17 protein-coding genes and 2 tRNA genes are annotated in these 13782 nt (G+C 28.5%); 10 read left to right on the top strand and 9 right to left on the bottom strand.

The genetic code is table 11. From position 1 onward, the window contains the following. Window positions 1–77: 77 nt before the first annotated feature. Together trmB and BTO16_RS14095 are read right to left on the bottom strand one after the other, a co-directional pair. A complete protein-coding gene (gene trmB, locus BTO16_RS14100; RefSeq protein WP_105022301.1) occupies window positions 78–749 on the bottom strand; it encodes a tRNA (guanosine(46)-N7)-methyltransferase TrmB in 672 nt (223 codons plus the stop codon). A 9-nt stretch (window positions 750–758) separates the two neighbouring features. Further along, entirely contained in the window at window positions 759–968 is a 210-nt protein-coding gene (locus BTO16_RS14095) for a DUF6341 family protein (protein WP_105022300.1), read from the bottom strand. Window positions 969–1009: 41 nt separating this feature from the next. On the opposite strand from BTO16_RS14095, the gene BTO16_RS14090 reads away from it, so the two are divergent. After that, window positions 1010–1939 (top strand): DUF6427 family protein, encoded by a 930-nt coding sequence (locus BTO16_RS14090; protein ID WP_105022299.1) that lies wholly within the window; start codon window positions 1010–1012, stop codon window positions 1937–1939. Here the strand turns inward: BTO16_RS14090 and upp are convergent. Next, on the bottom strand, window positions 1934–2587 hold the full coding sequence (gene upp, locus BTO16_RS14085; protein ID WP_105022298.1) for a uracil phosphoribosyltransferase: 654 nt from the start codon (window positions 2585–2587) through the stop codon (window positions 1934–1936). The two genes, BTO16_RS14090 and upp, sit on opposite strands and share 6 nt — an antisense overlap. 280 nt (window positions 2588–2867) lie before the next feature. Here upp and BTO16_RS14080 point away from each other — a divergent pair, with 280 nt between their 5' ends. The 9 genes from BTO16_RS14080 to BTO16_RS14040 all read left to right on the top strand — a co-directional run bounded on the left by BTO16_RS14080 (window position 2868) and on the right by BTO16_RS14040 (window position 9476). Next, window positions 2868–3776: a DMT family transporter gene (locus BTO16_RS14080; protein WP_105022297.1), complete on the top strand. Its 909-nt coding sequence runs from the start codon at window positions 2868–2870 to the stop codon at window positions 3774–3776. A gap of 70 nt (window positions 3777–3846) precedes the next feature. Beyond that, entirely contained in the window at window positions 3847–4713 is an 867-nt protein-coding gene (locus BTO16_RS14075; protein WP_245892123.1) for a YicC/YloC family endoribonuclease, read from the top strand. A 75-nt stretch (window positions 4714–4788) separates the two neighbouring features. Further along, window positions 4789–5367, top strand: coding sequence for a guanylate kinase (gmk, locus tag BTO16_RS14070; RefSeq protein ID WP_105022296.1), 579 nt, complete (start codon window positions 4789–4791; stop codon window positions 5365–5367). Between the two features lie 93 nt (window positions 5368–5460). Continuing rightward, window positions 5461–6045 carry a nicotinate (nicotinamide) nucleotide adenylyltransferase gene (gene nadD, locus BTO16_RS14065; RefSeq protein WP_105022295.1) on the top strand — a complete coding sequence of 195 codons (585 nt, stop codon included), beginning with the start codon at window positions 5461–5463 and terminating at the stop codon, window positions 6043–6045. Between the two features lie 48 nt (window positions 6046–6093). Beyond that, window positions 6094–6954 carry a M23 family metallopeptidase gene (locus tag BTO16_RS14060; RefSeq protein WP_105022294.1) on the top strand — a complete coding sequence of 287 codons (861 nt, stop codon included), beginning with the start codon at window positions 6094–6096 and terminating at the stop codon, window positions 6952–6954. A gap of 2 nt (window positions 6955–6956) precedes the next feature. After that, window positions 6957–8453 (top strand): GH3 auxin-responsive promoter family protein, encoded by a 1497-nt coding sequence (locus BTO16_RS14055; protein ID WP_105022293.1) that lies wholly within the window; start codon window positions 6957–6959, stop codon window positions 8451–8453. A gap of 100 nt (window positions 8454–8553) precedes the next feature. After that, on the top strand, window positions 8554–9003 hold the full coding sequence (locus tag BTO16_RS14050; protein WP_105022292.1) for a 6-pyruvoyl trahydropterin synthase family protein: 450 nt from the start codon (window positions 8554–8556) through the stop codon (window positions 9001–9003). Window positions 9004–9301: 298 nt separating this feature from the next. Beyond that, window positions 9302–9373: transfer RNA gene (locus BTO16_RS14045), tRNA-Gly, on the top strand. A gap of 17 nt (window positions 9374–9390) precedes the next feature. Beyond that, window positions 9391–9476, top strand: a tRNA-Leu gene (locus tag BTO16_RS14040). Between the two features lie 872 nt (window positions 9477–10348). Here BTO16_RS14040 and BTO16_RS14035 read toward each other — a convergent pair. The 6 genes from BTO16_RS14035 to BTO16_RS14010 all read right to left on the bottom strand — a co-directional run bounded on the left by BTO16_RS14035 (window position 10349) and on the right by BTO16_RS14010 (window position 13759). Further along, window positions 10349–10672, bottom strand: a complete 324-nt coding sequence (locus tag BTO16_RS14035; protein ID WP_105022291.1) for a hypothetical protein — start codon at window positions 10670–10672, stop codon at window positions 10349–10351. A gap of 15 nt (window positions 10673–10687) precedes the next feature. Next, the gene (locus BTO16_RS14030) at window positions 10688–11986 is read right to left on the bottom strand and encodes a type 2 periplasmic-binding domain-containing protein (RefSeq protein WP_105022290.1); all 1299 of its coding nucleotides are present in this window, start codon (window positions 11984–11986) and stop codon (window positions 10688–10690) included. A 98-nt stretch (window positions 11987–12084) separates the two neighbouring features. Next, on the bottom strand, window positions 12085–12450 hold the full coding sequence (locus BTO16_RS14025) for a hypothetical protein (protein ID WP_146105413.1): 366 nt from the start codon (window positions 12448–12450) through the stop codon (window positions 12085–12087). Between the two features lie 4 nt (window positions 12451–12454). Next, window positions 12455–12736, bottom strand: a complete 282-nt coding sequence (locus BTO16_RS14020) for a helix-turn-helix domain-containing protein (protein ID WP_105022288.1) — start codon at window positions 12734–12736, stop codon at window positions 12455–12457. A gap of 79 nt (window positions 12737–12815) precedes the next feature. Continuing rightward, complete coding sequence (locus tag BTO16_RS14015; protein ID WP_105022287.1) at window positions 12816–13487, bottom strand: RteC domain-containing protein; 672 nt, start codon at window positions 13485–13487, stop codon at window positions 12816–12818. Window positions 13488–13519: 32 nt separating this feature from the next. Beyond that, a complete protein-coding gene (locus tag BTO16_RS14010) occupies window positions 13520–13759 on the bottom strand; it encodes a hypothetical protein (protein ID WP_105022286.1) in 240 nt (79 codons plus the stop codon). Window positions 13760–13782 lie beyond the last annotated feature (23 nt).

The raw sequence follows: 13782 nt of genomic DNA, 5'->3' as shown, positions 1-13782 counted from the left end.
TATAAAGGCTCAAAAATAATTAAAAAAAATCTTTGTAAAATAAAGAACAGATTGCTTCGTACCTCGCAATGACGATACTAATATTTTAATCTAAACTTAATATATGTAATCGGTTTACCAACTTCTAAATATTGGTTTTCGTAGAAAGTTTGTGTTTCTGTAACTTCTTTTGGCGCACCATCGTTTTTATAAACAGTATGATTTGCATATAAAATTTCGTGTCCTTCTCCATGCAACAAACCTAACGTATAACCATGCATAAATTCTGAATCTGTTTTAAGATTCATAATTCCGTTTTCATTTAAAATATGATGGTATTTTTTTAAGAAAGTAGCATTTGTCATTCTATGCTTGGTGCGCTGAAACTTTATTTGTGGATCTGGAAAAGTAATCCAGATTTCTGAAACTTCATTTTCAGCAAAAATAAAATCGACCAACTCAATTTGAGTTCTTACAAAAGCCACATTATCAAGATTTTCTTCAATAGCAGTTTTTGCTCCTCGCCAAAAACGAGCGCCTTTTATATCAATTCCTATAAAGTTTTTATTCGGATTTTTTTTAGCTAATGCAATGGTGTATTCTCCTTTACCACAACCTAGCTCAACAACAATAGGATTGTCGTTTTTAAAAAAAGAATGCCATTTCCCTTTTAAAGAAAAATTAGTAACAACTTCTTCTCTAGTAGGTTGAATGACATTTTGAAACGTTTCATTTTCTTCGAAACGCTTTAGTTTATTTTTGCTTCCCAATATGCAGGTTTAAGACTTGTCTTCTGTTCCTTCTCTCAAGAACTTTGTACATTCTTTCATCCAATAAGCAAATAAAACTAATAAAACGCCTAAAAAAAGCCAGTTTATAGTGTTTGCAGACCACCAATTAAAATCTCCCTTGCGTAATGTGTTAAAAGGGATAAATAAAATTTCGGTAAATAAACTACCAATCCACTTAAAAATATTGCTTGCTATCATAACTTAATTATCTTTACGTTGCAAAAATAACAAAAGAAACAATGCTAGCCAATTTTTTAAACAAATCTAAACCTATTAATTTTATAGGTATACTTGTTTTCTTTCTTGTCTGTTATTTAATAGCTACTGTTTCTACTTTTTTTACAGTTGGTTTTTCTGCGGATAAACTACTACAGAGCTTTCTATTATTACTACTTTTTTTAAGTGTATTTTTCTTTTACAACTTTATACTCAATAAAAATAAACTAACTTTTGATAATTCGTATGCTTATTTTCTTTTTACACTTTTCGTAATTTGTGTTTTACCTGAATTAAGCAATTATAAAACCCTTATTTTAGTAACAATTTACTTGTTTTTTTTACGCAAACTCTACAGTTTACGTTCGTCAAAAAAAGTAATTCAGAAATTGTTTGATAGCGGCTTTTGGCTAGGAATCTTGTTTATTTTAGAACCTATTTCTATTTTATTTTTTATTCTAATTTTTACTGGTATTTCTTTACATCAAAAAATAACTTTACACACTCTTTTTACTCCTATTGCAGGTTTTATAACACCTTTATTTATTTATTTTACTTACTTTTTTTGGTTTGATAAAACGAAGGTATTTACAAGCCTTTTTGATTTTAATCTCAATTTTGATATTGAGCTTTACACCAAAACAAAATTTAGCTGGTTTTTTGTTTGCATATTTATAGCTTCGTTATTTTCTATAATTTTTAAATCAGCAAAAACGATAGGCGTTAGTAATACATTTAGAAGAAGTTGGAATTTACTAATCACAAATTTTTTAATTGTACTTATTTATTTAGCTTTATTACCTGCTAAAAATGGATCGGAAGTTCTTTTTATATTATTCCCTGCTTCTGTAATTATTACAAACGGAATTCAATTAATTAAAAAAAACAGTGTTAAGAATTTAATTTTATACGGCTTTTTAGTTGGCAGTATTTTCTTTTGTTTTTTTCTATAGTTTTTGACCAAAAGCCAAATCTCCTGCATCGCCTAAACCAGGCACAATATATCCTTTTTCGTTTAGTTCTTCGTCAATAGCAGCAATCCATAAATGGGTGTTTTCTGGAAAATGCTTATCTATAAATTCTATACCAGCTCTAGATCCAATAACTACAACTACATGTAATTCTTTGGGAGTTCCGTATTTCTTAATAGCTTCGTAAACAGCCACTAAAGATTGACCAGTTGCCAGCATTGGGTCTGCCAATAATAAAGTTTTATTCTCTATTTCTGGTGATGCAAAGTATTCTACAATAATCTCAAATTCCTCACCATTGTTTGGATGATGTCTATATGCAGAAATAAAAGCATTTTCTGCTTTATCAAAATAATTTAAAAGCCCTTGATGCAAAGGTAAACCCGCTCTAAGTATAGAACATAAAACCAAGTTATTATTTGGCAATTGTACGTTTTTTGTAGCTAAAGGAGTTTCAACAGAAACACTTAAATAAGACAGACTTTTACTTAATTCATAGCTTAAAATTTCGCCAATTCTTTCTATATTTCTTCTAAAACGTAAAGAATCTTTTTGAATTTTTTTATCTCTTATTTCGGCTATAAAAGTATTTAAAACTGAATTCGATTCGCCAATATAGTGTATCTCCATTTTAATAAATTATGGCAACAAATATAGTATTATAAAATTTGTATCTTGCAAGTGACAAAAAATCCGAATTTAAATTAAAAATGCTTGCATTAAAGTGTTGTTAACGAATAAACTAAAAAAAACAATTTTTAGCCTTATAAGGATTCCACCTTTGGTGGACTAACCAAAAGTTAGATAACCAAAGTAAAAAGAGTTTCAATAAAATTGAAACTCTTTTTTTGTGCCTCAATTTTAAAATTTATCATCAACTTTGTGCCTAATTTTAGAGCTCATTTACCTAATGGATAAAAGAATAGTAGCATTAATTGCCGTTTCTATTGCTACCCTAATTTACGGAGTAACATTTACAATTGCGAAAGAAGTAATGCCCTTATACATAAAACCGTATGCTTTTATTTTTTTAAGAGTTTCTGGCGCAACCATCGTTTTTTGGACAGCTGGTTTGTTTATTAAATCGCAAAAAGTTGCAAAAGAAGATTATAAAAAAATATTGTTTGCTTCCTTTTTTGGCATCACCTTAAACATGCTTGCCTTTTTTAAAGGATTAAGCTTAACAACACCAATAAGCGCCTCTGTAATGATGGTAACTAGCCCCATAATGGTGCTTATTTTTTCGAGTATTTTAATAAAAAAACCCATTGAAAAACAGAAAATTTTAGGAATTTTTATCGGTTTAATTGGCGCAGTTTTGTTAATTACGTATGGTAGCTCTAACAACGCAAATGCTACAAATAGTAATTTAGGAAACTTTTTGGTTTTTATAAACGCCGCTTCTTATGGATTGTATTTAGTTTTAGCAAAAAATTTAATTGCAAAATACCATCCAATTGTTTTTGTAAAATGGTTGTATTTATTTGGTTTAATTTTTGTTATTCCTTTTTCTTACAACGAATTAACAGAAGTAGTTTGGCAAGAAATACCAACAAAAATGTATCTAAATATTGGTTTTGTAGTCATTTTTACAACCTGTGTAACGTATCTTTTTAATCTGTATGGTTTAACAAAATTAAGACCAACAACGGTTAGTGTTTTTATTTATCTACAACCAGTAATAGCAACTATTTACGCCTTAATTGTTGGTAGTGATTCTCTAAGTTTAGTAAAGATTTCTGCAACAATCATCATCTTTTTTGGCGTGTTTTTAGTTACCAAACAAGTAAAAAACACTACTAAGTCTCTAAAAACGTAAGCAGTAATTTACACTGATCAATTCCACGAAATAAAACTTATATTTGCCCCTCATTTAAAACAACGATTGCATGATTCAATCTATGACAGGTTACGGAAAATCTGTGTTGCAACTGCCAACAAAAAAAGTAACCATAGAAATAAAATCCCTAAACAGTAAAAATTTAGATTTAAACGTTCGAATTCCTTCTTATTACAAAGAAAAAGAATTAGATGTTCGTAAAAAACTAGCCAGTGCTTTAGTTAGAGGTAAAATAGATTTTTCAATTTATGTAGAAATGACTGCGGATGAAACTTCTACAACAGTAAACAAAGCGGTTGTAAAACAATACGTAGAGCAACTAAGAAGCATCTATTCTATTGGCTCAAGTGATGATGTCGAGTTATTAAAAATGGCAATATTAATGCCTGATGCCCTAAAAACTGAACGCGAAGAATTAGATGAAAACGAATGGAACCTCATTAACCAAAATATTGATTTAGCAATTAAAGAAATTGTACAATATAGAATTGATGAAGCTGGTTCTTTAGAAATCGATTTTAGAGAAAGAATTACCAATATTAAAAAATATTTGGAAGAAGTATATTCTTTTGATGCAGATAGAATTGAAAACGTAAAAGCGCGTTTACAAAAAGCTATTGATGATCTAAAAGTAGAAACAGATCAAAATCGTTTTGAACAAGAATTGATTTATTATCTAGAAAAACTAGATATTAATGAAGAAAAAGTGCGTTTGGCAAATCATTTAGAATACTTTTTACAAACTTTAGAAACTGAAGATTCTAATGGAAAAAAACTAGGTTTTATTGTGCAAGAAATGGGACGAGAAATAAATACAACAGGTTCTAAAGCTAATTTTGCACCAATGCAAAAAGCGGTAATTCAAATGAAAAACGAACTTGAGCAAATTAAAGAACAGATTTTAAACGTACTTTAATTGGTTTTTAGTTGATCGTTTTTAGTTATTAGCAAAAACCATCAACCAAAAACCAGCAACCAAAAACTAAATTATATGTCAGATTTTAAAGGAAAATTAATTGTGTTTTCAGCACCTTCAGGTTCTGGAAAAACTACTATCGTTCGCCACTTATTAAAACAAGAAAAACTTAATCTAGAATTCTCTATATCAGCAACTTCTAGAGAACCAAGAGGCTTTGAAGAAAACGGAATTGATTACTACTTTATCTCTCTAAAAGAGTTTAAAAACCACATTAAAAGTGATGCATTTTTAGAATGGGAAGAAGTTTACAGAGATAGTTTTTACGGAACTTTAAACAGTGAAATTGAACGTATTTGGGCACTTAAAAAACACGTTATTTTTGATATAGATGTTGTTGGTGGTTTACGAATTAAAAAGAAATTTCCAGACGAAACACTATCGGTTTTTGTAAAACCACCAAGTGTAGACGAATTAAAAATACGTTTAAAGAAGCGTAAAACAGAAAGTGAAGAAAAAATTAATATGCGTATTGCAAAAGCTTCTGTAGAATTAGCAACAGCACCGCAATTTGATAAAATTATCAAAAACTACGAATTAGAAGTTGCTTTAAAAGAAGCAGAAGAGTTAGTTGCTGATTTTTTAAATAAATAAAAAAAGACTGAAACCTGGAGGAATAAAATTTAAAGAAAGTTAAGCTAAATTTTCTTATTTAAACTTTAGAATTCCTGCTTCAAACTTAATAGCATGAGTAAAATAGGATTATACTTTGGCACATTTAACCCAATTCATATTGGTCATTTAATCATTGCAAATCATATGGTTGAACATTCTGATTTGGATGAAATCTGGATGGTTGTTACACCTCATAATCCGTTTAAAAAGAAAAATTCTTTATTAGACAATCACCATAGATTTGAACTTGTTTACAAAGCAACAGAAGGTTATAAAAAAATTAAACCATCTGATATTGAGTTTAAATTGCCGCAACCAAATTACACGGTTTTTACATTAGCACATATTTTAGAAAATTATCCTGAGAAAGAATTTTGCCTAATTATGGGCGAAGACAATTTAAAAAGTTTTCATAAATGGAAAAATTATGAAACTATTCTAGAACATCATCATATATATGTGTATCCAAGAATTGCAGAGGGAACCGTAGAACATCAATTTAAAAATCATCCGAAAATTCATTTAGTTAATGCGCCAATTGTGCAAATTTCGTCTACAATGATTAGAAACGGAATTAAAAATAAAAAGAACGTAAAACCGTTATTAACCAAAGAAGTTTGGGAGTATATTGATGAAATGAATTTTTATAAAAAATAGTTTCGCTACTTTTACGTTGTATCTAAATATCAATAAAAACACTATTTTGTGGGAAAGCATAAAAAGAAAAAAGGTAAGTTAAAACAAAGATTAACCAATAAATATAGGTTGGTTGTTTTAAACGAAGGTACTTTTGAAGAACGTTTTTCTTTGCGTTTATCTTTGTTAAATGTTTTTGTTTTAGGCGGTGTACTTTCTTTTTTATTAATTTTTGTTACCACTTTTTTTATCACTTTTACACCCATAAAACAATATATTCCTGGTTACTCATCTACAGAATTAAAAATAAAAGCTACTAAATTAGCAATTCAGACAGATTCTTTAAAGAAAAGACTAACCATTTTACAAGATTTTACAAAAGCTTTACAACCAATTTTAACAGGAGAAATAAGAGCAGAAGTACTAGATTCTTTGCAATTATCAGAAAGTATTAAAATTCAGGATAGTTTGTTAAATGCTTCTAAAGAAGATTCTATTTTTAGAGAAAAAATAGATGTAGAAGATCGTTTTCCTATTCAGAATAATGCGTTAACAAACGTAAAAATTGTATTTTTTGCGCCTTTAACAGGTACAATTTCGCAAGGTTTTAATCTTAAAAAAAATCATTTAGCGTTAGATATTGTTGCTAAAACAAATACAGCTGTTAAGGCAATTGCAGACGGAACTGTTATTTTTTCTGGCTGGACAACTGAAACGGGTTATGTAATTATTTTAAAACATGCCTACGATTATATTTCTGTTTACAAACACAATGGTAATCTTCTAAAAGAGCAGGGCAATCTTGTAAAATCTGGAGAAGTAATTGCCAGCGTTGGTTCTACCGGTGAACTTTCAACTGGGCCACATTTACATTTTGAACTTTGGAGTGGTGGTTACGCCATCAATCCTACAAATTTGATCGATTTTTAACTATGAGCATAAAGTCTGTATTTGCAATTCCGTTTGCTAAAATTGCAACAAAAAGAGTTTTTAAGTGGGCAAACAATCCGCATAAAACACAAGATAAAGTGTTTAAAAATCTAATTAGCAAAGCTAAAAATACTGCTTTTGGTAAAGATCACGATTTTAAAAATATTGTTACTTACGATGATTTTAAAAAACGTGTAAAAGTTTCTGACTACGAAGGTTTACGATCTTATGTTGACAGAATTGTAGCTGGTGAATCTGATGTTCTTTGGACAGGAAAGCCGCTCTATTTTGCCAAAACATCGGGGACAACATCGGGCGCTAAATACATTCCTATTACAAAAGAATCGATGCCAACTCACATTAAAGCGGCAAGAAATGCTTTATTGTTTTATATCCTAGAAAAAAAAGATGCAAGTTTTGTTGATGGTAAAATGATTTTTTTACAAGGAAGCCCTGTTTTAAGTGATAAAAATGGCGTTAAATTAGGCCGATTAAGTGGTATTGTAGCACATTATGTTCCTAAATATTTACTCAAAAATAGATTGCCAAGTTGGGAGACCAATTGTATTGAAGATTGGGACACCAAAGTAAATGCAATTGTAGAAGAAACCATTAATGAGGATATGTCTGTAATTAGCGGCATTCCGTCTTGGGTACAAATGTATTTTGAAAAATTAATTGAAAAAACAGGAAAATCAGTTTCAGAATTATTTCCGAATTTTAACTTCTTTATTTATGGAGGTGTAAATTTTGAACCTTATAAGAATAAATTTGAGAGCTTGATAGGTAAAAAAATAGATTATATAGAACTGTATCCTGCATCCGAAGGATTTATTGCCTATCAAGATAGTCAAACAGAAAAAGGAATGTTGTTGCAATTAGACTCGGGAATTTTCTATGAATTTATTCCGTCTACAGAATTTTTTGACGAGAATCCTACAAGAATTTCTTTAAAAGATGTAAAAATTGGAGTGAATTACGTGATCATTTTAAATACAACTGCCGGCCTTTGGGGATATAATATTGGGGATACAGTAGAATTTACATCAACAAAACCTTATAGAATTAAAGTTACGGGTAGAATTAAACATTTTATATCCGCCTTTGGCGAGCACGTTATTGGTAAAGAAGTTGAAAAAGCGCTAAACGATTCAATTTCTAATACAAAGATAAATATTAGCGAGTTTACAGTTGCGCCGCAAGTTGATCCAGCAAAGGGTTTGCCGTATCACGAATGGTTTATAGAATTTGAAAATGAGCCAGACAACTTAGAAGAATTTGCATCCAAAATTGATGCTTCTATGCAAGCACAAAACATTTATTATTTAGACTTAATTACAGGTAAAGTTTTACGACCTTTAATCATTAGAAAAGTTAAAAAAGGTGGTTTTCATGAATATATGAAATCTATTGGTAAATTTGGAGGACAAAATAAGATTCCGCAATTGTCCGACAATAGAAAAATTGCTGATGTTTTACAGGATTTCATAATAGATTAACAACATAAAGTTACAAAATGGGAGGAGATTATTTATTTCTAGTTTTAGCAATAGGATTGGTTATTGTTTATTTTTACAACAAATACAGAAGAAGACGCTAATGAGCACAATTAGAATTACAAAACAGTTTAATTTTGAAACTGGACACGCATTATATGGTTATGACGGAAAGTGTAAAAACGTTCATGGACATTCTTACAAACTCTCTGTAACGGTTTCTGGAAAACCAATTGCAGACAGCAACAATGTAAAGTTTGGAATGGTGATTGATTTTGGCGATTTAAAGAAAATTGTAAAAGAAGAAATTGTAGATTTATTTGATCATGCAACTGTCTTTAATCAAAACACACCACATATCGAATTGGCAAAAGAGTTAATAGACAGAGACCATCACGTTATTTTAGTTGATTATCAACCAACTAGTGAAATGATGGTGATAGATTTTGCTCAAAAAATAAAAAGTAGATTGCCAAGTAACATCAAATTACATTCTATAAAATTATCAGAAACAGATACAAGTTTTGCAGAATGGTTTGCTAGTGAAAATTAATATTTTAAAAAAGTTGATAGTAAGCAAAAAAAGATTTTTAAAATACGTTTTAAACTTACGCCTCTAAAATATTAAAAATTAGCTACTTGTAAAAATATAAAATCTGTAGTTGAAAATTATTTTCAAAAAGGACTAAAACATTGATAAAAAAATGAAAATTTATTTGTCAGATAGTCAAAACTTGTTATCTTTGCACCGCTCTTAACAAGAACAATTTTAATTTTCATTTAGAGTTTTAAGAAAGTTACTAAAAAAGAGCAAATTAAGTGTTAGGCTTAAGTTCATTAACATAAAGACTGCGAAAGTAGCTCAGGGGTAGAGCATCACCTTGCCAAGGTGGGGGTCGCGGGTTCAAATCCCGTCTTTCGCTCTATTCAAAATACCAATGCTGAAGTGGTGGAATTGGTAGACACGCTGGACTTAAAATCCAGTGGTCAGTAATGGCCGTGCGGGTTCAAGTCCCGCCTTCAGTACAATAACCGTTGTTAATCTTTTGATTTTCAACGGTTTTTTGTTTTTAAGAACTTCTATTTGTACGGTTTCTGTACGGTAAATTATTAGTTGTACTTTTTCTTTTCTCAAATTTCTTGTTTTGTTATCCCTCTGTATAACAACATTCATTTAAAATATAATTCGGCTTTGAATTAAATTACAACAAAAACCATAAGAATATAATAAGGTTCTAACAATAGTTATCAGAATAGAAAAAAACTAAAAACCTAAAAAATATTCAATACAATATAGACCCCATAGGGTGCATAGGTCTGTTTTCCTTTTTCTGAATTAACCGCCAAACACTATAAGGCATCCCATAAAAACGTACATAGTTGATTTTTAAAATATTGGCTTTATAGTTTATGTACACGAAACTAAAATAATAAAAAGTGTGCCACATAAAAGAACAGACAAAACTAAAAATAAAGTAGATTTTACGTAAGTTCGTTTTATGAAGTATATTAAAATTATTGATTTCTATTTTTTGAAATAATGAGAGTTAGTTTTTTTAAGTGGCATTTATACAGGTGGATTTGATAGAACTATTGCATACCTTCGTAGCAATTAGATATATTTTCATCATTAAATTTATATCTATGATAAAGATATGTGGTCTTATTAACTTCTATATCACCAGTACTTAAACTTATTTTATAAGTACAAACGGAATTACTACAGTTCGTTTGAGATAAACCAGTAAAATAGATACATTCATCATCATTTTGAACAGGATAAAAGGAGTAAAGCAAATATTAATAATACTGATTTTTTCATAACATTTTTATTTAAACACGAATTTAGTAAAATTATTTGGTGTATTGATTGCATTATTTTTGTTGATCTCTTTATTTTAAAAACCAATTCCAATAAATTCAATATTATTATCAGCAATTATTTTATTTACTGTTTCAATATACTCAAAATAATCTTGAAACAATTCTAAAGTAACACTAATATTATTTCCATTTTTATCGGCATAATTTAAACTTGTTAAAATGTTGATGTTTTTATTAAGTTCTGGTTTTGCCTTTAATAGCATAAATACACCGTCTGTAATATCTTTGAGGTATAATTCCATAAATTGAGAATATCCACTTAAAAGAGAAATTCTAAACCCTTTATTTCCTTTATCGATTAATAATAATGCTTCTGTAAAATTTGAATTTGTATTCATCTAATAAGTTTGCTTTTATACTCTTAGGCTTAATTGATTATGATATACTTTTGATTTATAACCTATGTTTTTTATCTGATTAGAATTATAAAATCGGTTTCTTACTTGTTTGTATAAATGTGAAATTATATCACTTTCATATTTTGTATGATATGGTTTTGAATTATTAAGAAGTAAACTACAAACTTCTGCAAACCTCTTTTTATCGAATTCTCTTAAATATTTTAACGTGGTGGTTTTTATGTATTTTGAACCCTCTTTTTCTTTGCTTAAATCTAAACCGGTTACACTACATTTTTTAATATTGTTTAGGGTGCAGTTTCCAATTATATATACATCTGAAATTGCACACAGTTTTACTATTTTTTTTGGTGTGGAAATTGCACACGGTTTCAGTAGTTCGTTTAGTTTTTCATCTATGATAAAATTAAGTTTACTATGGATATTGTTTTTAGTTTTATCTAATAATCTAAAATAATCAATCTTATGTTTACTAAATAAGTTTCTACTGCATTGTAAAGACTTAATCCATTTAATTGTATTTAGATATTCATTAAGTTTAAAATGTTCTTTATTCGTTAGATTTTGAACTTTGCTTGTAATATCTAATATCAATACTTTTTTAAATTCTAATCTTATAACGTCTGCTAATGTTTTATAAGTTTCAACCTTTAATAAATCTGCATAAGTTTTGATCCCTAATGTTTTTATATACTTACTTTCTTTGCTCTTAACTTCAAATCTAAAAGTATTATTGTCTACATATTGTGAAAACTGAAAACCCTTAGCATAGAACTTAATTTGCTTGTATTTATTTGCTTTACCGTCTTTATGATGTTTAAAACTAATTTTACTAAATCTTAGAGAATCACTTGAATTTATAAACTCGTTTTTTTCGTGGTATATGGCACAAGATATTAAATCTCTAATATCAATTGGACTAATTGCATTTAAGCCAAATTCTAAATTTAAAATATATAATTCACTTGCAGGAAACTTAAAAGTATTTTTGATTTCCGTTAGTGTTTTTATACAGTCTAAGGCGGTAAAATCATTTGCATTATGCAGATTGTCATTAAAATAATAATGTGGCTTAAATAGTATTTCTAACTTAGTGAAAACCTCATCTTTGGTATAAAAACAAAATAGAATTTCTTTGTAGGATTTGATATATGTAGATTTTATATTTTTATTTTCCTGGTCTAATTTATTACTGAATTTCTGAATATTAGAAAACGTTTTTAATAACGGATTTTTATACAAAGTTTCTGCAAATTCAATATCATAAGACAATATTTTTAGAAAGTCTGTCATAAATTTGTATTTTTGATTGTAGGGTATGCGTTGCCACAATTACCCCAACATTTTGAACACAATAAAAGAGGACGTTGAACATCCTCTTTTATTTGTTTCTATAAGTTTTTAATTAATAGATCTAAATTTCTTGTGAAGTAGTTTTCAAAATAATAGACTGTTAAACACTCTTGATTATCTTTAAAAACAAATAGTATTAGGTGCTGATAACGACCTCTACAACCCCAATAAACATTTTCTCTATTGGTTGGAAATAAACCTGTTAAATTAGGTTTAAACCATTTATTTTGTATTCTTTCTTGACACCAAAACAAAGGTTTTGATTTTGCAAAATCTCTACTTGCGGAAATATTAAGTTTGCTTGAAAGTTGAGGTTTTAAGTTTTGTGAAATTAAAGAATAATGAACAGTAGTTTTAAAATACTTTGTAGCCTTGTATTCGTATTTTTTATGTTGCGTTGCCATACAATTATTTTTTAAGTTTAATAATTGCATTTTCTACTTCAGAACGTTTGTAAAGTACACGTCCTCCAATTTGATACTTTGTGAGTATACCTTTTTTTGTGAGATTATGAACCGTACTTAAATCACAATGTAACATTTCATCTGCTACATAATTACGTGTGATAAATTGAGTAGGTTCTTTTGGTTGGTAGAATTTTTTTAATTCTTGTAATTGATTTTTTACACCGTTGATAATTGCGTTCTGAAGTTGCTCTGGTGAAATACTAATAAATTGTACTTGTTGCATCTTGTTAAATATTTATAATTAATATTCAGCAAAATTGCATTGCTTTAAAGGTGTTGAAAGATTACTAACTTTTAACTAACTAAAAGTTTTTATCTAATTTATTTGTAATGTATTGAGATAGAGTGGTTTTTAATGTGTCTAAAAATTTAGTATCGTTTTCTCTTGTGTTAAACTTAGTAATTGCTTGGTCTATATTTTTAAGTTCAATATTGAATACTTGTTCTACTGCTTTATATATATCTTCTTGATTACCTTTTAGATTTCCGTTTTCAATTAGTGCCTTAAAAAGTTCTATTAATTCAGATTTTGTACCAAACCATTTTAAATTTGTGTTTTTGTAATTATTTATATTTGTTTTTTTTGTTTCTAAATTTTTTGTTGGTAATCTATTAAGTTTGATATTTAAGTTTTCTAATAAATATTTTTCTTGTTTCAATTCTTTTTCTATCCGTTTCTTTTCAATCTCTGAATTAATAAAAAGTTCGTTAGTTATAAATCTATGATTGGGATTTTCTTTTATTACTATCTCTTTTAAAACATCATCACTCAATTTAGTAGTAAAATTATTATAATAATCTTTCTCTTTGATAATCTCTTTTAAGTCCGTAATAATTAAGGTTAAAAAATTTTGCTCATTTTCTGTTTCGTTTTCTCTCAAAAATTTTGCTAATAATCTATTGTATTCAAATTCTTTAAACTCAATACTAACGTGTAATAATCTGTAGGTAATCTGTTCTGTCTGCGTTGCCATTTTATAATATTTTGAATATTAATTACACTTAGTTATTCATTGCTTTTATTTTCATTTTTCAAGTCCTTTAACTGTTTGCCTAGTTGGCGCACCTTTAAGCGTTTCACCGCTTCTGCTCGAATCGATTCCTGTTCTGTCTCTTCCTCCATCATCTGTTGATTTTTCTCTGACATTGCTATCACTTTTTTCTTGAACTCTGGATTGGCCTTCATTTTTCTTAATACTTGAAGTTGTAGGTACGCTTTCAATCCCGTTGTTAATTGTTTTTTCATAATCGTTTTGTTCTTTTTCTAAA

The organism is Polaribacter glomeratus (assembly GCF_002954665.1).
Classification (GTDB): Bacteria; Bacteroidota; Bacteroidia; order Flavobacteriales; family Flavobacteriaceae; genus Polaribacter; species Polaribacter glomeratus.
The sequence above is the reverse complement of the archived record's forward strand: the minus strand, read 5'-3'. Positions and strand labels throughout refer to the sequence as shown.